Annotated in this window: 20 protein-coding genes and 1 pseudogene; 13 read left to right on the top strand and 8 right to left on the bottom strand. The window is 42.4% G+C overall.

All coding sequences use genetic code 11. The features are described from left to right. Window positions 1-241 (top strand): zinc ribbon domain-containing protein (locus tag BM095_RS15925; protein WP_143083248.1); only part of this gene is annotated, 241 nt, incomplete at its 5' end. Window positions 242-336: 95 nt separating this feature from the next. Continuing rightward, a pseudogene (locus BM095_RS15920) lies at window positions 337-561 on the top strand (iron chaperone); the annotation flags it as partial. Between the two features lie 343 nt (window positions 562-904). On the opposite strand, the gene BM095_RS15915 reads toward BM095_RS15920, so the two are convergent. After that, window positions 905-1,543, bottom strand: coding sequence for an NAD(P)-dependent oxidoreductase (locus BM095_RS15915; protein ID WP_091664202.1), 639 nt, complete (start codon window positions 1,541-1,543; stop codon window positions 905-907). Between the two features lie 393 nt (window positions 1,544-1,936). Here BM095_RS15915 and BM095_RS15910 point away from each other — a divergent pair, with 393 nt between their 5' ends. From BM095_RS15910 to BM095_RS15900, 3 genes are all read left to right on the top strand, one after another. After that, window positions 1,937-2,227 (top strand): hypothetical protein, encoded by a 291-nt coding sequence (locus tag BM095_RS15910; RefSeq protein WP_143083247.1) that lies wholly within the window; start codon window positions 1,937-1,939, stop codon window positions 2,225-2,227. Window positions 2,228-2,296: 69 nt separating this feature from the next. Further along, window positions 2,297-2,716, top strand: a complete 420-nt coding sequence (locus tag BM095_RS15905) for a hypothetical protein (RefSeq protein WP_091664197.1) — start codon at window positions 2,297-2,299, stop codon at window positions 2,714-2,716. Window positions 2,717-2,838: 122 nt separating this feature from the next. Further along, window positions 2,839-3,153, top strand: a complete 315-nt coding sequence (locus BM095_RS15900; RefSeq protein ID WP_091664194.1) for a hypothetical protein — start codon at window positions 2,839-2,841, stop codon at window positions 3,151-3,153. 191 nt (window positions 3,154-3,344) lie between these two features. Here BM095_RS15900 and BM095_RS15895 read toward each other — a convergent pair whose 3' ends face one another. Then, on the bottom strand, window positions 3,345-4,154 hold the full coding sequence (locus BM095_RS15895; RefSeq protein WP_091664191.1) for a hypothetical protein: 810 nt from the start codon (window positions 4,152-4,154) through the stop codon (window positions 3,345-3,347). A gap of 225 nt (window positions 4,155-4,379) precedes the next feature. Here BM095_RS15895 and BM095_RS15890 point away from each other — a divergent pair, with 225 nt between their 5' ends. Then, on the top strand, window positions 4,380-5,885 hold the full coding sequence (locus tag BM095_RS15890; RefSeq protein ID WP_091664189.1) for a flotillin family protein: 1,506 nt from the start codon (window positions 4,380-4,382) through the stop codon (window positions 5,883-5,885). 93 nt (window positions 5,886-5,978) lie between these two features. On the opposite strand, the gene BM095_RS15885 is transcribed toward BM095_RS15890, so the two are convergent. Genes BM095_RS15885 through BM095_RS15875 form a run of 3 tightly spaced genes read right to left on the bottom strand, consistent with a single transcriptional unit; the run spans window position 5,979 to window position 7,954 of the window. Next, window positions 5,979-6,707, bottom strand: a complete 729-nt coding sequence (locus BM095_RS15885) for a hypothetical protein (protein WP_091664186.1) — start codon at window positions 6,705-6,707, stop codon at window positions 5,979-5,981. Between the two features lies 1 nt (window position 6,708). Continuing rightward, window positions 6,709-7,581 carry an ATP-binding cassette domain-containing protein gene (locus BM095_RS15880; RefSeq protein ID WP_091664184.1) on the bottom strand — a complete coding sequence of 291 codons (873 nt, stop codon included), beginning with the start codon at window positions 7,579-7,581 and terminating at the stop codon, window positions 6,709-6,711. After that, window positions 7,571-7,954: a GntR family transcriptional regulator gene (locus BM095_RS15875; RefSeq protein ID WP_091664181.1), complete on the bottom strand. Its 384-nt coding sequence runs from the start codon at window positions 7,952-7,954 to the stop codon at window positions 7,571-7,573. The genes BM095_RS15880 and BM095_RS15875 overlap by 11 nt, the downstream gene beginning before the upstream one ends. Before the next feature lie 396 nt (window positions 7,955-8,350). Between BM095_RS15875 and BM095_RS15870 the strand changes: the two genes are divergently transcribed. Together BM095_RS15870 and BM095_RS15865 are read left to right on the top strand one after the other, a co-directional pair. Continuing rightward, window positions 8,351-9,028 (top strand): RluA family pseudouridine synthase, encoded by a 678-nt coding sequence (locus tag BM095_RS15870; RefSeq protein WP_091664178.1) that lies wholly within the window; start codon window positions 8,351-8,353, stop codon window positions 9,026-9,028. Between the two features lie 157 nt (window positions 9,029-9,185). Beyond that, window positions 9,186-10,046: an MBL fold metallo-hydrolase gene (locus BM095_RS15865; protein ID WP_245757937.1), complete on the top strand. Its 861-nt coding sequence runs from the start codon at window positions 9,186-9,188 to the stop codon at window positions 10,044-10,046. 530 nt (window positions 10,047-10,576) lie between these two features. On the opposite strand, the gene BM095_RS15860 is transcribed toward BM095_RS15865, so the two are convergent. Then, window positions 10,577-11,620 carry an acyltransferase family protein gene (locus BM095_RS15860; protein WP_177194851.1) on the bottom strand — a complete coding sequence of 348 codons (1,044 nt, stop codon included), beginning with the start codon at window positions 11,618-11,620 and terminating at the stop codon, window positions 10,577-10,579. Window positions 11,621-11,815: 195 nt separating this feature from the next. Here BM095_RS15860 and BM095_RS15855 point away from each other — a divergent pair, with 195 nt between their 5' ends. Continuing rightward, entirely contained in the window at window positions 11,816-12,106 is a 291-nt protein-coding gene (locus BM095_RS15855; RefSeq protein ID WP_091664173.1) for a hypothetical protein, read from the top strand. Between the two features lie 309 nt (window positions 12,107-12,415). Continuing rightward, the gene (locus tag BM095_RS15850; protein WP_091664170.1) at window positions 12,416-13,306 is read left to right on the top strand and encodes a fructose bisphosphate aldolase; all 891 of its coding nucleotides are present in this window, start codon (window positions 12,416-12,418) and stop codon (window positions 13,304-13,306) included. Between the two features lie 104 nt (window positions 13,307-13,410). Here the strand turns inward: BM095_RS15850 and BM095_RS15845 are convergent, their stop codons facing one another. Then, window positions 13,411-14,112 carry a hypothetical protein gene (locus BM095_RS15845; protein WP_091664167.1) on the bottom strand — a complete coding sequence of 234 codons (702 nt, stop codon included), beginning with the start codon at window positions 14,110-14,112 and terminating at the stop codon, window positions 13,411-13,413. A gap of 280 nt (window positions 14,113-14,392) precedes the next feature. On the opposite strand from BM095_RS15845, the gene BM095_RS15840 reads away from it, so the two are divergent. From BM095_RS15840 to copZ, 3 genes are read left to right on the top strand one after another with little or no spacing between them, the layout of a single operon-like run. Continuing rightward, window positions 14,393-14,695 (top strand): metal-sensing transcriptional repressor, encoded by a 303-nt coding sequence (locus BM095_RS15840; RefSeq protein ID WP_091664164.1) that lies wholly within the window; start codon window positions 14,393-14,395, stop codon window positions 14,693-14,695. A 15-nt stretch (window positions 14,696-14,710) separates the two neighbouring features. After that, window positions 14,711-17,098, top strand: coding sequence for a heavy metal translocating P-type ATPase (locus BM095_RS15835; protein WP_091664162.1), 2,388 nt, complete (start codon window positions 14,711-14,713; stop codon window positions 17,096-17,098). A gap of 24 nt (window positions 17,099-17,122) precedes the next feature. Further along, a complete protein-coding gene (gene copZ, locus BM095_RS15830; protein WP_091664159.1) occupies window positions 17,123-17,329 on the top strand; it encodes a copper chaperone CopZ in 207 nt (68 codons plus the stop codon). A 432-nt stretch (window positions 17,330-17,761) separates the two neighbouring features. On the opposite strand, the gene BM095_RS15825 is transcribed toward copZ, so the two are convergent. Next, on the bottom strand, window positions 17,762-18,421 hold the full coding sequence (locus tag BM095_RS15825; RefSeq protein WP_091664156.1) for a hypothetical protein: 660 nt from the start codon (window positions 18,419-18,421) through the stop codon (window positions 17,762-17,764). Between the last annotated feature and the right edge of the window lie 60 nt (window positions 18,422-18,481).

The following is an 18,481-nucleotide window of genomic DNA, read 5'->3' as shown; positions in this document are numbered from 1 at the left end:
TCATGAAGTCAGCTGGTCTCTCTTCCGTACGATGCTGGAATACAAAGCCGATTGGTATGGCAAAAAAGTCGTTGTCGTTCCAAGTAACTTTCCATCCAGCCAGCTATGCTCCGAGTGCGGATACCAGCATAAAGACGTCAAAGATCTCGCCGTGCGTGAATGGGAGTGTCCTTCGTGCAGAACTCATCATGACAGAGACCTTAACGCCAGTAAGAATATTCGTAAAGAAGCCTTACGATGAACCGAAGGGACGTCGGGGATCGCCTAATCCATATCTGCTCTGTAGAGCGGAGTTCTTAGGAATCTCCCACTTCAAGCAAAGCTAAGTGGGAGTAGTTCAATATTGGCTTTAGTGCAGCAAAAAAACATATGGCTGTCGCACCAGAACATGCAGGGATCGCGCAGTTCTCAGATGAGATCGAACAAGCTGGCTATCAGTACACGAAGCAGCTCGTACGTTTTCCGTGGAACCGCCCTGTCGATTACGGCTTACTTAAGAAAATGATCGATTATAATATAAAAGACAAAGAAGACTGCACTACGTTTTGGCGGAAAGAATAGGAGAGAGATTGACGCCGTGTCAAATATGTTCGCGGAAGAACTTTGACGGGGAGAAGCAGAGAAGATAAAGTATAGATTAGAGGCAATTCTAATAAGGAGTGTCTAACGTGTTTGCAGGAGTAATTTATATGGTGATTCTTCTGACAATCATTGGAAGCTTTATCTATGCTTACTTAAGTTAATACAGATGCAACGAATGGCGCGTTTTCTAAAAAGGAGAGTGCGCTTTTTTTATAAGTGAAACCGATTAGGAATTTTTATGCGGTTAGATATATCATACTTCATCAAAAAACGAACCAGGCGGAGTGCTCAGCTCCTGGTTCGTCTGTTTGCTTACCCTCATTTATTCCGCTTCACCGACGACGGTAAACCGCTCATTCACATGCTTGGAATTTTCTATTTCATCCACAACAGCAATAGCATAATCAGAATAACTGATATAGCTATCTCCCTTTGAATTAGTAAGAAGGTGATCGTTTCCTGTTCGATAGGTTCCTGTTCGTTTTCCTTCCGGATCAAAAACAGCAGACGGGCTAATGAAGGTCCAAGTGAGATTGGTGGATTTTTGTAAATCATCCAAGTTCCTGCCTTGCCCTTTCGCTGTCGGTTTTACGACGTCCGGGAATTCCGGAGTATCGATGACTTTCATTGTTTTTTCCTCATCAACATATAAACTGCCGGCTCCGCCAACGACGAGGAGTCTAGTCTTTGTGCCGGATAACGCTTCGATTAATTTGCGGCCAGCATCTACATGCGCCTGCTCTTCTCCAAGCGGGGCACCGAAAGCATTTACGACCACGTCGAAGGCTTGAAGATCCTCTCTTTGGAGCTTAAACACATCTTTTTCAATCACTGGGATACTCTGGTCCTTTAGCTTATCTGCATTCCGGATGACAGCGGTAACTAGGTGGTTTCGATTTATCGCTTCTTTTAAAATAAGACTTCCTGCTTTTCCGCTTGCACCGATCACAGCAATTTTCATATGTATTTCTCCTTCCTTTTTAACAGTGCTCTCCTTAACCCAACGTTGTTTCATTGGGACTTATTGCTTTCATATTGGATTCCTTTTTTATGTTATCACAAAATAATAAGGTTGCCATGCACAAACGTTTTTTGGTTTTTATTGATTGGAAGTGAAGTTGATTTTCGCACCGCATTTTTTCCACAGGCGTCGGAGTCATGCATAAAGCGCTGATGAAAAACAGAACCTACCATTACAAAACAAAGAGGGAGAAGAAGGTGAAGGAATGACATTTGGAACATACAAGCAATAACTTTGATCAATTATCATCCATCCATGAATCGATGAGCGATGTCATCTTGAGCACTTTCCTATTTACATGGGCTTCCTTATCATTTTTCGGTAGCGCCTGTTGTGATCATGTTTGTTCTCCAAGTAAAACCACACTGGAATGTTTATTTAAAAGGAATCATTTTTGCTTTAATCAGTGGGGGAGTATTAATGACTGCCTTTGAATACTTTTCTTTCTACGAGTCTAAAAATTGGTCGCGGTTTTATGAGGTGCTCGTCTACTTTTTCTTGTATGTGGTGGGTTACTGGAGTACGAAAATAAGCGGATTTGAAACAATGAAAAATGAGCCAAATAGAGAACTGTTGCGCAAGTTTAGCCAGCTTGCGTCATGTCTCTTGATGTCCGAATATTGAAAATGTAAATGAGGAGGGATACCATGGAAGATATCAGTTACATATTATGGTAGCGGTGAGGGGAAAACAATGAATTGGAAGCGATTTGTTTATAAGATCGTCTGTGTCGGAATCATAGGTTTTTTCCTATTGAGTGGATCAAAGTATCAAGTTTATTTAAAGGATGTAGCTGGTGCCACCTTCGAAGTACTGCCGGTCACCATCTTCTCTGTTGTGTTTCCGATCCTTATAGGGGTGTTGCTTCGACTTCCTCAACTCCTATTGGAGATAAAGGAGAAAAGGGAATGGACCTGTAATTGGATCAAACTTCTTGTTGTTGGAGCACCTGCTTTGTATGTGACATCGTTGCCTCTTCTTATGTACCTCCCCGGGGGCATGAACTTCTGGCTCGTTTATGAAGCAATGATAGTAGGTAATGGGACAATTACTACAACCGTAACGGGACTTGTTTTTGGCTATGTGCTGCTCGATAGTTGGATAGAGAAATAGTATAGGCTCTGAAACGAGAAAGAAATACAGGGAACCCTAAATCAGCAGCTTTACTTTGTACCTGTTGTAACCCGTAAAACGATGTATAATGGGAAGTAACGGACAAGGAGGGAGGAGAGCTGATGAAAGAGGAAGAATTATTTTGGCGGTCATTTTTCGTCGTACCGGGGATTGTCATCGGGTTAGCACTTAGTATGTTGTTGCGTAGTGTTGGTTCTTTCTGGTGGTTGTACATCTTGCTCATCGTAGGTGGCGCCTGGTTAATGAAATTCGGCCATCGCCGCATGAATCAAGCTCGCAAGAAAACGGGAAAAGATCCTGTCCCTTTCTTTTACTGGCCAACGAAAGAGGAAGAGGATTACGTACCACCCACGTTTCTATTGTTTGTTTTCCTGCCATTTCTGCTTATTATCGTCTTGACTTGGATATTTCTGTAAAAAAGGTGTCAATCGGTTGAATCGTTACCACCAATGCTGAATAAAACGTCCCATTCCACGGAAAAGGAATCGAATCGGAAGAAGGATAAGATCAGGTATAAACAATAGACATCAATCCATCCGTCCCATTTCCCTTCTCTGTGCTCTTTTTATCGTTTTGGCATGCATAAATTCCTTCTTTCTTCCTATAGTTATCTGCTGCGCTCGAGAAATACATAACATATCATTGCAAGTAATAGTGTTTTATTTTTCTGGGAAAGATCTTCTTTTATGTCCACGATATCATTATCCATATCACGGAACAGGGTGGTGTAAGTATGGGGAAAATACCCATTGTAAAAATGGGCCCACTGTTCTCCGTCTTCGTCGAAGAGCGAGAAGTCACCGGAGAATCCTTTCATTTCCACAGGCAAAATGACCTGTCCTTCCTCATCTTTCAGCCTGCCTTTCACTTTAGTGACACTGCGAAAGTCCTCTTGGACATATACTCCTATGTTTTCTCCGTTCGGATCATAGATATGGACTCGGGAGTCTTTCATACCTGTTCTCTTCAAAGTAAATAGTAAGGTGCCATCGTATGAAAATACGCCATAACGCAGCGGTATCATCATGATTAGCGAATCGCGAAGCAAGAAACTGACAGGGTAGAGAAAGAAAGGGATGTGCAAGGGTTTGACAGTACCTACGTAATGGCCTTGTTTTTCAAATAAAAGCAGGCGCGGGAAAAAGCCTACATCTTTTTTTAAGACAAGGTGATCTAACTCCATTATTGATTTCGCTGTTTCAGGTATATGTATATCTTTTACCTCATTATATTTACTGCGGCTCGACATCGCCACCCCTGCCATCGCCAATCCGACGAATCCAATGGACGCTATCGTTCCCCAATCATTGGATGAATCCGGCCAATCGATCAAGAGAATTATCACAGTAATAAGAAAAATGACAGCTGTGACCAGCCATGCTGCTTTCGCTCTCCGGTCATACATTGAAGCTATCATTCTATCCACTCCCATCATGCTGCAAACCATGTATTCTCCCTTATTTTGAATGAGATGCGATCTGTTTTCAATGAAAGATTATACACGTCTCATAAATAAAGTAGGCTGGGAAGAGGAAAGCAGGTATTTTGGTTTGTAAGAAGCTATGACATGAAAAAGAACTTTACAGTTAGCAAAGTCTCCTTGACAATGAGGGAGGAATCTATTCTTAAAGGAGGAAATGGAATGGCAGAAAGTCTCATGGTAATTATTTTAGTAGGCTTATTGATTGTCGCTGTCATTGCGGGGGCGGTAGTGTTTTTCATTTTTCGGCTTCGCTACAAAACAGCCAGCTCCAATGAAGCTCTTATCGTTACGGGACCAAATTTGGGAGATCCCGAGAAAGAGAAAAATGTATTTGAAGACGATAATGGGCGCTCGGTAAAAATTATCCGAGGCGGTGGTTATCGGCTGCGCATGTTTCAAACCGCCACACCTATTGACTTAACGTCGTTTCAGCTGCAGGTAGATTCTGAAAAAGCATACACGAAAGAAGGAATACCTGTACGCGTCGCAAGCACAGCAGTTATCAGCATCGGAAGCGAATTAGAAATCATGGCTAATTTTGCCGAGAAATTTTTAGGGAAGAAACAAAATGAACGGGAATCTGAATTAAAAGATGTGTTAAACGGTCACTTACGTTCCATTATAGCTTCTCTTCCTATTGAAAAAATCTATAATGATTTTAAAGAAGTGAACACTCAAGTTAAGAAAATTGCAGAAGCGGATCTCAAAGGAATGGGGTTTGAAATTACTTCCTTTGCTTTGAATGATGTAGAAGATGTCGATAAAGAAAATGGCTACATCGATGCGTTGGGACGTCCGCATATTGCAGAAGTGCAGAAAAAAGCCAATATGGCAGAATCGGATGCCAAGAAAGAAACGCGAATTTACCAAGCGAAAAATGACCAGGAAGCCCAAGATGAAGAAAACCGCCGTTTAACCGCTATTGCAGAATCGAAAAAAGAAAAAGAGATTAAAGAAGCCGAGTTTCAAAAAGAAACGAATCGGGCAGAAGCAAACGCGGCACAAGCGGGCGAACTAGAAAAGCAGCGGCTGGCACAACAGGTGAAGGACGAGGAATTGAAAGTCCAATACATAGAAAAACAGCGAGCAGTTGAATTAGAAGAGGAAGAAAACAAACGCCGTCGTTCGATAGCAGATGCGGAAGCATATGAAACGACGAAAAGAGCCCAAGCCGAGGCGGATAAGGAAAGAATTCGAGGAGAATCTGAAGCAGAAGTGATACGACAGCGCGGGCAAGCAGAGGCAGAATCGAAAGAACGAATGGCCGAGGCTATGGAGAAATACGGAGAAGCGGCTATTGTTGAAATGATATTAAATGTGTTGCCAGAGTATGCAGAGAAAGTGTCGGCTCCTCTTTCCCAAATTAAAGATATGAAAGTCATTGACATGGGAGGGAGTTCATCGGAAGGAGGTTCCTCGAAAATAGCGAATAACGTGACTTCTACAATGCTTGGCATTCAAGAGTCTTTAAAGGAAACTACCGGAATGGATTTGAAAGCGATGTTAGAAAGCTATGTTTCTCGAGGAAATGCTCATCACTTTACTTCATCCGCTCCAACAGAAAGGGAAGAGCAGGCTCCTTCAATAGGGGAGACGTCTGATCTTTCTGAAATAAAACAAAAACAGGAAGATACCAACCATTCCGAAGATGATAAGAAAAGTTAATTATTATTCATGAAAGAGAAGCATGGGTTTGAGCATCCCATGCTTCATTTACGTCCTATTTTGCTAACTTCAGAATGACAATGACACGTCCCATTAATCCAATTTTATTCGTGCTCTCCTGATAATTCGGAAGAGGAGGAATAAGCCGGCGATGATTAGAACAAGGTTGCAGATCAGTGAGACTCCGAGTGAAAAGGTTGGAGCGGCGGCAGGTAGAAAGTCCGGAACGGGTAAAGTAGGTCTCTCTTCCCATAATAAATCTATAGCTGATAAATACAGCAGTCCTATCAAAATAAACAATAAGACTCCCCATCCTCCGAATCTGTAGAAACCAAGAGCGATCATCCAACCGCCAATGTAATAGCTTAGTATAATACAAGTTACAACCACAGCGGGGAAGACCCACTTGGAGGACATTTGAAGAAAGGGTAAATGCTCTGTGCCAGGAGAATAAGCCGTCCAATTTCCAATGAGTTGTAAGATAATCATGATGATGACAGATAGAAGAACAATGGTGACAGCCAGGACAGCTGCGGCTAGCGCAGATCCTGTAAAATAATCCTTTCGAGTTACCCCGTTTTTAACATAGTAAGGGAAAAACGCAAAAATGGAAAATATACCAAGCACTAACATATAAATTTTAGCCGGTTGAAAGAGGAAGGAGAGAAATGTTAACTCAAGTTCTTGAACTTCTGCAAAAAAGAAAGTAAGGACAGGATAACTGATTAAAACAATAGGAACAAACCAAAACGTCCATTTTAGTTGGGTCCAAAACAAGTCAGTCGCTACTTTTGAGCGTATGGATGGTGTGTTGTCATGCATCTCAGTCTTCCTCCTCAGTAAGATGAATAAATAAATCTTGAAGGGACACGGGACCAACGTCCAACCCCATTTCTTCGGCTTCTCGTTTCTCTTGTTCATTTAGATCTTTAAAAACGGTCACTGCTTTCGTTGTGCCAAGCTGATCGGTATGAAGGGTGGTCATCCCGCTAACAAATGTATCTACATCATTGGCAGGGCCAGTAATAGTGGCACCTCGATTCACCATCACATCGTAAGGTTCATCGATAAGAAGTGATCCACGGTCTAGAATCAAAACGTGATCAAATAAATAGTCCATCTCTGAAACTAGGTGGGTCGATAAAATCATCATTCTTGCGTACCGAGATTGTTCTGCGATCACTTCTTGGTAAAAGAGTTCACGAGCCGGAGCGTCCATACCTTGGTAGGCTTCATCAAAAATAGTGATCGGTGAACGGGACGCAAGACCGAGTGTGACATGAAAAGCAGACTGCATGCCGCTAGACAATTTTTTGAGTGGTTGATCGATAGGAAGCTTGAATCGTTGTGCTAATTCTATGGCATAGTCCATATCAAAGTGAGGTCGATATCGCTCGGCAAATTCGAAATAATTGGTCGCTGTTTCATACTCATCACTGTAATCTGGGTTATAGATAAAACTTACGTGTGGCATAATATTTCGGTTCTCAAACGGGTTGTCGCCAGCCATCGTAATTGTACCGGAAGTTGGTTCCATGTAAGAGGCTAAGAGAGAAAGTAAAGTCGTTTTACCTGCTCCATTTCTTCCGATTAAACCGTATGTTTTTCCTTGTTCGAGGGAAAAAGAAATGCTATGAAGCACTTCTGTGGTTTTATATTTAAATGAAAGATCGGATACTTTTACATTAATCTCCATCGGGACCACGCCCTTTCATTTCTTTTATTAGATTGATAATGTCACGTTCTGTTAATCCCAATTTGTCCGCTTCTTGAATCATTGGAATAACATAATTATCAGCAAACGCTTCTTTCCGCTGGTGCATCAACTTCTCTTTCGCTCCTTCCTCTACAAACATTCCTACCCCTCTTTTTTTATAAATAATGCCCTCATCGACAAGTAAGTTCATCCCTTTCGCAATAGTTAAATGATTCACTTTGTAAAATTGGACCATTTGGGTGGTAGATGGAATTTGATCATGTTCCTTCAGCTGATCGTTTACAATTTGATCTTCGACTTTTTCTTTGATTTGTTGGAAGATTGGTTTTTTATCATGAAATGTATGGCTCAATCGCAACACCACCTTTCCAATGCGGTCATTTAATGAATGGTATATGGTTATATAGTTATGTATATAAGTATATAAGGAGGATGGTTAAAGTGTCAATAAGTCGTGTTAGATTTTTTAAAGGGTGTTTTCATAGCGAGTTTCTGGGAGTTAGCCGTGCCTGTGGTGAAAGCGTCCGCCGATAACGAAGCTCTTTCAATCATCAAAGCAATATAACGAATATGGAATAGGTCTAACCTTCTCAATGTGATTTCCATTTGCTAAGCTTATAATAGTTTGTAACGTTTTGTTCCCATGCCCTTTTTATAAAAAATTGAATGGAATAATGGGAAGGGGTAAAAGTTAGATTTTGAATGTATCGATGCTAAAGCTAAGGTAGTGAGTAAAGGAGTTAAAAAAATGAACGTACCTATTTTGTATGAGGACAACCACTTACTGTTTGTAGAAAAGCCGGTGAATATCCCTGTTCAAGAGGATCAATCCAAAGATAAGGATTTGCTTACTTACTTGAAAGAAGATATTAAAATTCGTTATCAGAAGCCTGGAAATGTGTATCTTGGATTAGTTCATCGGTTGGATCGCCCGGTCGGTGGGGTAATGGTATTTGCGAAAACTTCAAAAGCCGCTTCCCGATTATCGGACGCGATTCGAAGGAATGCGATTCAAAAGACATATTTAGCTATCGTTCGAGGACAACCAAAGAAAAACCGCGATACGTTGGTAGATTATTTAGTAAAGGATCGTCGAAAAAATAAAGTAACTGTTGTTCCTTCTGATGAGAAAAATGCAAAAAAGTCCGTATTGGATTATGAGTTGATTGGAACAAAAAAAGAACTTAGCCTTCTCTCTATCCGACTTCAAACGGGAAGGCCTCACCAAATACGGGTCCAGTTTGCTACCCGTCAATGCCCGTTGTACGGCGATCAGAAATACGGAAAAGAGGTCAATCAGCCCGGCCAGCAAATTGCTTTATGGTCCCATTCTCTTACGATCGAGCATCCTACAAAAAAAGAAGAAATCATCATCCACTCTGATCCGCCACAGGATTATCCGTGGAATCTCTGGCAGGAATGGTAGTAACCGTCGGGTGAAAAAATTTGCTTGCGTCTTGAGTTTACTTAAAACATACATACGAGAAACCATGCTATCCCATACTAAAGACGATGGGAGGTATGCTGTCATTTCAAGAAAGACAGCTGTCTCCATAATTATCGAACAGAAGGTGTGAGGATGCATGGGGACCGATAGGAATGACGGAATGAAAGATACGATGGAAAATAAATTTATGCCGATGGCTTCGTTGAAAAGCGGTTTGGGAGTAGAGATTGCTCCGGATATTTATTGTTATACGAATCAGATTGTAAACGTGATATTAGTTGGTCATCCTGACCATGCGAAGGACTTCGTGTTAATCGATACCGGAATGCCTGAGTCGGCGGAGACCATTGTAAGTGCGGTGGAACATCGTTTTGGCAGGGATAGTAAGCCAAAAGCCATCGTTTTAACACATGGTCACTTTGATCATGTGGGGGCACTAATTGATTTGGTTGAGAAATGGCAAGTTCCTGTATATGCTCACGAGGCGGAAATACCTTACGTGACTGGTCAATCCAGCTATCCTGAACCGGATGGGTCAGTGGAAGGTGGGCTGGTTGCAAAAATGTCCCCGCTCTTCCCAAATGAGCCCGTGGATGCCGGAGATCACGTCAAAGCTTTGCCAACTGATGGGACGGTACCCGGTATGCCCGAGTGGCGCTGGGTTCACACACCAGGACATGCCCCTGGCCACATATCATTATTCCGAGAAAAAGATCGCGCTTTGATTGCAGGAGACGCTTTTGTTACCGTCAAACAGGAATCACTGTATAAAGTCATTACCCAGGAGATGGAAATTAATGGACCTCCACGATATTTAACCACTGATTGGGAGGCTGCGAAGAACTCTGTAGAATCATTAGCAGCTCTTCAACCGGAAACGGCGGTCACCGGTCATGGCGTTCCGGTGTCCGGACCAGAACTCTCTCGTGGTCTGGAACGACTGGTACGAGACTTTGACAAAGTAGCCATCCCCGATTATGGTCGGTATGTCCACTAAGAAAAGCGAAAGCTCCTGGTGGAAGTTTGGCTAAAGAAAAAGGAACTTCTACTAAAACCGCACACCTCGTGTGTGCAACGTAGAAGCCACCGTCTCCTGCGGAAGTTCCTGGGACAACGCCGATCTGGCTTGCACAGGAGGTGCTGACTTTTGCGTTAGCTAGTACACGATGTACTGACTTCTGCGTTGGCTTACGCAGGAAGCGTTGACTTTTGCGTTACGAACAGGACGTTCGTGAATTTAGCAAAAGATCCACATCGGACGTTTGCGTTCTTAGCAGAAGATCAACTGTTGACGTTCGTGAATTTAGCAAAAGATCATTCAACTGTGGGCCTCCGAGCGACTAGGAGCTGTAGCTAGACATCACTCCATGAATGCTTTCTTATCTTTTAAGAAAGGCACTAAGCATCTATCTAGCGGCGACATAGGCGTAAGACTTGGGTGAAGGACGCTGCATAGACTCACCATGTATAAAAAAACTAGCTGGTTGACGTCGGCCAACAAGCTAGTTTTTATCATGGCGCCTTGCCTTACGAGGCTTTCGACGGCTCATTTTTCTGAGATAGACGTCGCATTCGCTTCTTCTTTATGACATCCAACGGTTCAATGAGCGGTTGCGTCATTTTCTTTACAATTGCAGACGATAGTAAAAAGGTAAAGATAACGGAGCCAAGGATGAGGAGTAATAGCTCAAATCCAGAGTCAATAGCTGAATAAAAGCTGGTTTCCCGCAAATACCGAAACAAAAAGCCATGTAGTAAATACACATATAACGTATTCTGAGCATATTTTGAAATGGTCAGTTTTTCTTTTGGTACCAATACTAAAAAAGCAAGAGAGACAACGATAGTAAGTGTGTAGGCAAGCAATCGGAAAAAGCCAGCTTCCCAACCATGAAAGCCCATCACCTCATAACTTTTGCTTCCATAAAACAATTCAGCTGGAATATCACCGGAATACACATAGAGACCGATACTACACAACACGAGAACTAAGCCAGCCGGCACTTTTAGCCACGAATGAAACAAAAATTGAAAGTGCCGTCGCTGCAAGTAGTAACCAGCCAGGAAAAACGGGAAGAATACGAGTGTCCGGGAAATACTTAACCACGCTCCTGCTTGGGTATATCCAATAAAGATGCCGATAAGAACAGCAGGAATAAGGAAGTAAGGACTGAATTTAAAAAAGTGGATGATGAAATAAAAAGAGCACAATGTTAATAAAAACCACAGCGACCAATGTGGCTGGAGTAAGTGAAATTCTAGTTTGTCACCAGAAATAAAAGAGTAATAAAAGGTATAAATCACTTGGAACACAAGATAAGGGATGAGCAATTTTTGCAGAGGCTGTACCCACTTTTTACTAGCGACTGCTTTTTTCGCAAAATAACCTGAAATAAATAGAAACAAAGGCATGTGAAAGCTGAATAATAATAAATACAATGCATTGCTTATTTGCTGGGAGTCATTTAATGGTCTTATCGCATGACTAATAACAACAAGAATCATAAGGAGAATCTTTGCATTATCAAAAAAATAATCTCTCTGAGGAGAGAGGGGTTGTGTTGTAGTCATATTGTCACCTATCTCCATCCGAGTATTTAGAAACAAACAAATTATAGACATATATGTGCTAAATGGCAAGGGTTCCTCTTGTGTAAAATTGTGAGAGGACGGTCCGGTCTTCTTATCGATAAAATCAAGAGCGTGGTGAGTGAGAATAGCGGGTAGGATATAGAGAGGGAATGTGAAAGAAAGGAGGATGATTTTATGCTATCAGCTATAGCAAAGTTTGTGTCAGGAGGATTCGAAGCACTGTTAGCCATTCCGTTTATCGGAGGAAGTATTGTTATCTTCAGTGGTTACTCAGCCTTGGGAACGGCGCTCGTTCTTCATATCATTACATTAATAGTCACGTTTGTGTACCGTACTGCCAAAACACCGAGCGTTGTTGGGATCATTACATCTCTATTATCTGCGATTCCTGTCGTCGGCTGGATCCTGCACACGATTGCAGCGATACTTTTATTAGCGAGTGCGGTCAGGGATTTAAGTCGATAAACCAAGTCAAGATCGCGTAACAGTTTCCTCCTTATCTCAATAAAGGAAAGGGAGAGGGCGGCATAACACCGAAACAAGCTGCCTCTCTTCCCTGGTTGTTCAAAATTTGCTTAACAGTCAGTTTTACCGCTAAATCTTGAGAAGATAGTAGAAGTTTGGAATAATGATAGGGAGCGAATTTCTATTCTTTATACATACTTGTGGATGGAACAGCCTGGTACGTTGTTGTAAAATAATATGTTGTAACGTGGACAGGAATGGTAAGATGAGTGATGGGTATTTTGAAAAACGAAAAGAAGGTGAAAACATATGAACAATGAACAATTTGAAAAAATCAAGAATGGAAAAGGATTTATTGCCGCACTCGACCAAAGCGGAGGAAGTACACCGAAAGCATTAGCTGCGTATGGCGTTGCCGAAGATTCATATTCGGGAGAAGACGAAATGTTTGATCTTGTGCACGAGATGAGAACAAGAATTGTCACTTCTCCTGCGTTCCGTTCTGATCAAATTCTCGGTGCTATTTTGTTTGAACAGACCATGGACCGAAAAGTGGAAGGTCAATATACAGGCGATTACCTTGCCGGTAAAGGTGTTGTTCCTTTCTTGAAAGTGGACAAAGGGCTTGCTGACAAAGAAAATGGGGTTCAAATGATGAAGCCTATCCATGACTTGGATGACACATTGCGTCGCGCGAATGAACGCCATATTTTTGGTACGAAAATGCGCTCTGTTATTCATGAAGCAAACGAAGAAGGCATTAAGTCTGTCGTGGATCAGCAGTTCGATATTGGGAAACGTATTGTGGCTGCAGATTTAGTTCCTATCATTGAACCGGAAGTGAATATCCACAGTGAAGACAAGGAGAAATCCGAAGACATTCTGAAAGAGGAAATTCTTAATCATTTAAATGACCTCTCTGAGGATGAAAATGTCATGCTGAAGTTGACTCTTCCAACGAAAGCGAATTTGTATAAGGAATTAGCTGACCATCCACGCGTCGTTCGTGTTGTTGCGCTTTCCGGCGGCTATTCTCGTGAAGAAGCGAATGAAAAATTAAAACAGAACGATCATTTAATAGCAAGCTTCTCACGTGCACTGACAGCTGAATTGAACGTTAAACAGTCTGACAGTGAATTTAACGAAACACTTCAACGTGCAGTAGATACTATTTATGATGCCTCTGTAAATAAACAATAGAAGCGCTCGAAAGAAATGCCTGACTCTTTCTCTGCGGATCATCGGCAGAGTGGGAGTCAGGCATATTTTGTATTGACTACATTCCTGTCCCGTCATTCTTACTCCTAAGACGAGGAAAATGTGCTTGAAGAAAGGGCTGCTTGCTGTATGACGAATTGTCTCGTTATAAGCAACGACACAATAAATATGAACTCCAGTCCATTCATCATCGGGAAGTCAGGAAATACAGCCCCGGCTATCCCGCCGCCTATCATGATCGCCGTCCCTATAAGGAGCCACGGGAATCGAAATTTTTTGATGAGAAATACCCCTGTCATTGCAATAAATAAAGTAACCACCACGACCATAACCGGAATTCCTTCTGCAGCTGTACTTTCATAGGTCAGCACACCATTTTCCCAGTTTGGTTCAAGTTCGAGCCCCCGCAACGTTACTAGCAGTTCATACAAGATGACTGCGATCGTTAATAAAAAAGAAAAAGCTTTTCCATACATGCGGTGAGCCCACGGTAGTTGCAATTTCCATGAGAGACTCCAAGCAAATAGAATTAAGGTAGGGGTAAAGAAAGCGTGAATCCAGTATCGCGCATAACTTACCTGTTGAAGCAGGGCTCCTTCCCCGATGGAAGAACCGAGCGCAATAACAACATTGTCATAAATAAGTCCGACAATAACGAGAAGTAATACATTCGTATAGTCGAAGAAGCCGGCTTTTTTCGATTGAAACAATCCCCACGCTAAAAGAAATGTATAACCTAATCCTAACAAATAATAGAGAGAGACACTCACGAGATCGATTCCTTTCATTAGATTTGACTGTCTCCGCAAACTTTGTTGCCTGAACGAAGAAAAAGATTCGCTAGCCGTGAACATTTTCTCCGGGAGACGTCGCCTACCACTCAACTCTTGTCCAACAACCATATTTAAGAAAACAGTTTCAGACAAAAGCGTTCTTATTGTAAGGGTACCTATGTACTGCCAATGATAAACATTTCCTCGCACAAGTAGATCCCATACATGCTTTTTCTTGACCTACATACAATAGGGGGGTATAGTATTTATTAGAAAGAATAAGGAAGTGATGAGAATGGGAGAATATTTACACGACCAGCCAATAACTCCTCGTACAGATAGTGAGAAAAAGGCATTGCTGAATCGATTGAAGCGAATCGAGGGACAGGTGCGGGGCATTCAAAATATGGTAGAAGAAGATCGGTATTGCGTAGACGTTCTCGTTCAACTTAGTGCGATAAATGCTGCCTTGAAAAAAGTAGGTTTCACGATGGCAGAACGACATACGAAGCATTGTGTGAGTCACGCGGTAAAATCCGGGGAAGGTGACGCAGCCATCGAAGAGTTAATGGAAGTAATGAAACAATTTTCGAAGTAAAGGGGGGTATTGAATATGAGTGACGAAAAACAACATTCCACTCTCGATATTACCGGCATGACATGTGCCGCTTGCTCCAACCGCATTGAGAAGGTGTTAAATCGAATGGAAGACGTGGAAGCGCAAGTCAATTTAACGACAGAAAAAGCTAGCGTCGATTATAACCCCGAATCGACTTCACTTGATGACATCACAGCCAAAATAGAAAAATTAGGGTACGGTGTGCAAACAGAGAAGTCAGAGCTTGATGTCATAGGAATGACGTGCGCAGCTTGCTCGAACCGTATTGAAAAAGTATTAAACAAGCAAGAAGGTGTAAAAACGGCGAGTGTCAATTTAACGACAGAAAGTGCTGTCGTCGAATATAACCCAGGGATCGTAACTGAAAAAGATTTAATTGGACGGATTCAAAAGTTAGGCTATGATGCCAAACCGAAAGCAGGGAAAGAAGAGCAACGAACCCAAAAAGAAAAACAGCTGCAGCAGATGAAAACAAAGTTAATTTTATCAGCTATTTTAACAGCTCCCTTACTTGTAACGATGCTCGTTCATTTGTTCGGCATGGAAATCCCGGCTATTTTCATGAACCCGTGGTTTCAACTTGCCTTAGCCGCTCCCGTTCAATTCATCGTAGGTTGGCCATTTTACGTAGGAGCCTATAAAAATCTCCGCAACAAAAGTGCCAACATGGATGTTTTAGTAGCGTTAGGAACAAGTGCGGCATTTTTTTACAGCTTGTTCGAGGCACTGAAAACGATTGGAAATCCGGCATACACCCCTCATTTATATTTTGAAACAAGCGCTGTCATCATTACACTCATTTTATTTGGAAAGTATTTAGAGACACGGGCAAAAACGAAAACAACGGCAGCTATTTCGAAGCTCTTGCAAATGCAAGCGAAACAAGCGCGTGTTATTCGTGATGGGAAAGAAATGATGATACCAGTCGAAGAGGTACAGAAAGGCGATCGGCTCGTTGTGAAGCCAGGAGAAAAAATACCTGTAGACGGTATCGTTATAAACGGTCGGACGTCGGTGGATGAATCGATGATCACCGGGGAGTCCATCCCGGTAGAGAAGGATGCACAAGCTCAGGTGATCGGCGCTACCATGAATAAAAACGGAACGATCGAAATGGAAGCAACCAAAGTGGGGAAGGATACGGCTTTGGCTTCTATCATTCAAGCCGTCGAGGATGCCCAAGGTTCCAAAGCGCCGATTCAGCGTATGGCTGACGTCATTTCTGGGTATTTTGTTCCAATCGTTGTTGGAATTGCCATTCTTACTTTTATCGTTTGGATATCGTTTATCTCCCCAGGCAGCTTTGAATCAGCGTTAATTGCAGCGATCGCTGTGTTAGTCATCGCTTGTCCTTGTGCCTTGGGACTCGCGACTCCGACATCCATTATGGTTGGTACAGGAAAATCGGCGGAAACAGGGATACTATTCAAAGGAGGTGAGCATTTAGAGCGCACGCATCAATTGGATGCGATCATTTTGGATAAAACAGGTACCATTACAAAAGGAAAGCCGGAAGTCACGGACTTTACCGGGGATGAAGAGACGCTTCAGCTGCTCGCGAGCGCGGAAAAAGGGTCCGAACATCCATTAGCAGAAGCGATTGTAGCATATGCGGCCGAGCGAAATATCAATATTCTCGATACGGAACATTTCGAAGCTATACCCGGACACGGTATACAAGCAACAATTGGAGGAAATGAGGTTCTCGTCGGTAATCGTACATTAATGGCTAAGAATGACGTGAAGACGGACGGAAAAGAACGGGAATTAACAGCATATGAGACGGATGGAAAGACTGCGATGCTGATTGCTGTAAATGGAGAATATCGTGGAAGTGTGGCTGCGGCTGATACGCTTAAGGAGACGGCAAAAGAAGCGATTCAGCAATTGAAAGATCAAGGCCTTGAAGTAATCATGCTGACGGGAGACAATGAACGCACAGCCCAGGCAATCGCCAATCAAGCTGGCATCGACGAAGTTATTGCTCAAGTGCTCCCTGAGGAAAAAGCAGCCAAAGTAAAAGAGGTTCAGAGTCAAGGAAAGAAAGTGGCAATGGTAGGAGACGGTGTAAACGACGCACCAGCGCTTGCGACGGCTGACATTGGCATGGCTATTGGTACAGGGACAGAAGTTGCTATCGAAGCGGCGGACGTCACGATTCTTGGAGGGGAATTACTGCTTATTCCAAAAGCGATCAATCTCAGCAAAGCTACGATTAAAAATATCCGTCAAAATCTGTTTTGGGCTTTTGCTTACAACAGTGCGGGGATTCCCATAGCCGCAGCCGGATTATTGGCTCCATGGATCGCGGGAGCTGCGATGGCATTCAGTTCCGTTAGTGTCGTAACGAATTCGCTTCGTCTAAAACGCGTAAAAGTGTAAAAAATATGGAAGGAGAAATGATTCATGCAAACAACATTACATGTAAAAGGAATGACTTGCGGACATTGTGAAAAATCGGTAAAAGGGGCATTAGAAGAGTTAAACGGTGTGACTGCCGTCGATGTGGACTTAAGCACAGGAAAAGTGGACGTGACGTATGAGGAAGAGAAAGTAACCATTGATGAGATGCAAGAAGCGATTGAAGACCAAGGGTATGACGTGGGCGCATAACCTTAACCGCAGACTGGTTCCTACTGGGGATCAGTCTTTTTTGTATTTTGTATTGCTGCCTATAAAAAGTCTCTGCGTGGAAGAGGGGACCTCGATTCCTCGCAGAGAACGATAGAGTGTGTGTTTCGTGACACATCATTTCCTACTTTTCTACGTACGTCTCAAGAGCCGGGTGAAATTCTTTTGCATATTGGCACTGAGGGCAAGATTTTATAATATGAGAATGAGACAGAGACGTCGAACTCACTAATGCTTCATGACAGTCTGGGCACGTTTCACGAATTAAAAAACGAATGAATTTCATTTCATCCACTCTTTCTTGTTAAAGTTGATAAAACTGCTTAGCCTTATAGGGATTATAACATAAACGAAGGAAATGGAAAGAGAAAATGATGAACGTGTTTCCTGTCATACGTTTGATCGGACATCTTATTATAGAGACAGGGACCCTACATATTCCCACTGCTCGGGATTGGATAATTCATGTCGGGATACTTCCAAATTACCGCCTAACATCACCGTCGATCCTTGTATGGCAACGACCATAGCCGAGATCTCTTCATTTCTTTTTTGATAGACATCTCCAATCATTGGTCCCTCCGCACCTTGCTCTTCGGATACAATCTCCTCATCTGTTGGAATAGATGTTTTTTCTGAATGGTCCGTTACTTGCGTATCAATGAGTCTTGCTTCTTCTTCGCGTCCCGGTACGAGCAGCGAATATTCATTATGGCGGATTCCGTTATCATGGGTCGTCACTACACCATACGGTTCCACAGCAGCTACTTCCTCAATGGCATGAAGCGTGTAATGGTCCAAGGAATCAGGATTTGGTTTCATAACCAAAATGTGATCTCCTTTTTCTGCTCTTTTATCATTACGGAGGGTATAGCGGTTCTGATTATAAACGAAGCTATCCAAATGTCTCGGCTTATATAACTCGATTTGGTCCGCTTGTGTCATTTGTTGTTCCAAGTCCTTCAGTCTTACGAGGTGGACAGACTTTTTAAAGAACGGCTTCACCGCATACACTCTGTGTAATTCATTGTGAAAATAAACAAATTGTCCTTTTCTGACATTATGTAACTTCACAACCTCACCCTCTCACAAGTCTTCTTAGTAGTAATATAACCAGATTTGAGGAAGATATGA

It is taken from the genome of Alteribacillus iranensis (assembly GCF_900113025.1).
GTDB lineage: Bacteria > Bacillota > Bacilli > Bacillales > Marinococcaceae > Alteribacillus_A > Alteribacillus_A iranensis.
Note: the sequence above shows the minus strand (reverse complement) of the source record. Positions and strands in the feature narration are given on the sequence as shown.

What these genes read in the sequence shown, in the direction of transcription:
- BM095_RS15835 (WP_091664162.1), top strand. Translation starts at nt 14,711, where the DNA reads ATGAGTGACGAAAAACAACATTCCACTCTCGATATTACCGGCATGACA.
- copZ (WP_091664159.1), top strand. Translation starts at nt 17,123, where the DNA reads ATGCAAACAACATTACATGTAAAAGGAATGACTTGCGGACATTGTGAA.
- BM095_RS15855 (WP_091664173.1), top strand. Translation starts at nt 11,816, where the DNA reads ATGCTATCAGCTATAGCAAAGTTTGTGTCAGGAGGATTCGAAGCACTG.
- BM095_RS15845 (WP_091664167.1), bottom strand. Translation starts at nt 14,112, where the DNA reads ATGAAAGGAATCGATCTCGTGAGTGTCTCTCTCTATTATTTGTTAGGA.
- BM095_RS15865 (WP_245757937.1), top strand. Translation starts at nt 9,186, where the DNA reads ATGGGGACCGATAGGAATGACGGAATGAAAGATACGATGGAAAATAAA.
- BM095_RS15895 (WP_091664191.1), bottom strand. Translation starts at nt 4,154, where the DNA reads ATGATAGCTTCAATGTATGACCGGAGAGCGAAAGCAGCATGGCTGGTC.
- BM095_RS15870 (WP_091664178.1), top strand. Translation starts at nt 8,351, where the DNA reads ATGAACGTACCTATTTTGTATGAGGACAACCACTTACTGTTTGTAGAA.
- BM095_RS15905 (WP_091664197.1), top strand. Translation starts at nt 2,297, where the DNA reads ATGAATTGGAAGCGATTTGTTTATAAGATCGTCTGTGTCGGAATCATA.
- BM095_RS15885 (WP_091664186.1), bottom strand. Translation starts at nt 6,707, where the DNA reads ATGCATGACAACACACCATCCATACGCTCAAAAGTAGCGACTGACTTG.
- BM095_RS15880 (WP_091664184.1), bottom strand. Translation starts at nt 7,581, where the DNA reads ATGGAGATTAATGTAAAAGTATCCGATCTTTCATTTAAATATAAAACC.
- BM095_RS15850 (WP_091664170.1), top strand. Translation starts at nt 12,416, where the DNA reads ATGAACAATGAACAATTTGAAAAAATCAAGAATGGAAAAGGATTTATT.
- BM095_RS15860 (WP_177194851.1), bottom strand. Translation starts at nt 11,620, where the DNA reads ATGACTACAACACAACCCCTCTCTCCTCAGAGAGATTATTTTTTTGAT.
- BM095_RS15915 (WP_091664202.1), bottom strand. Translation starts at nt 1,543, where the DNA reads ATGAAAATTGCTGTGATCGGTGCAAGCGGAAAAGCAGGAAGTCTTATT.
- BM095_RS15890 (WP_091664189.1), top strand. Translation starts at nt 4,380, where the DNA reads ATGGCAGAAAGTCTCATGGTAATTATTTTAGTAGGCTTATTGATTGTC.
- BM095_RS15840 (WP_091664164.1), top strand. Translation starts at nt 14,393, where the DNA reads ATGGGAGAATATTTACACGACCAGCCAATAACTCCTCGTACAGATAGT.
- BM095_RS15900 (WP_091664194.1), top strand. Translation starts at nt 2,839, where the DNA reads ATGAAAGAGGAAGAATTATTTTGGCGGTCATTTTTCGTCGTACCGGGG.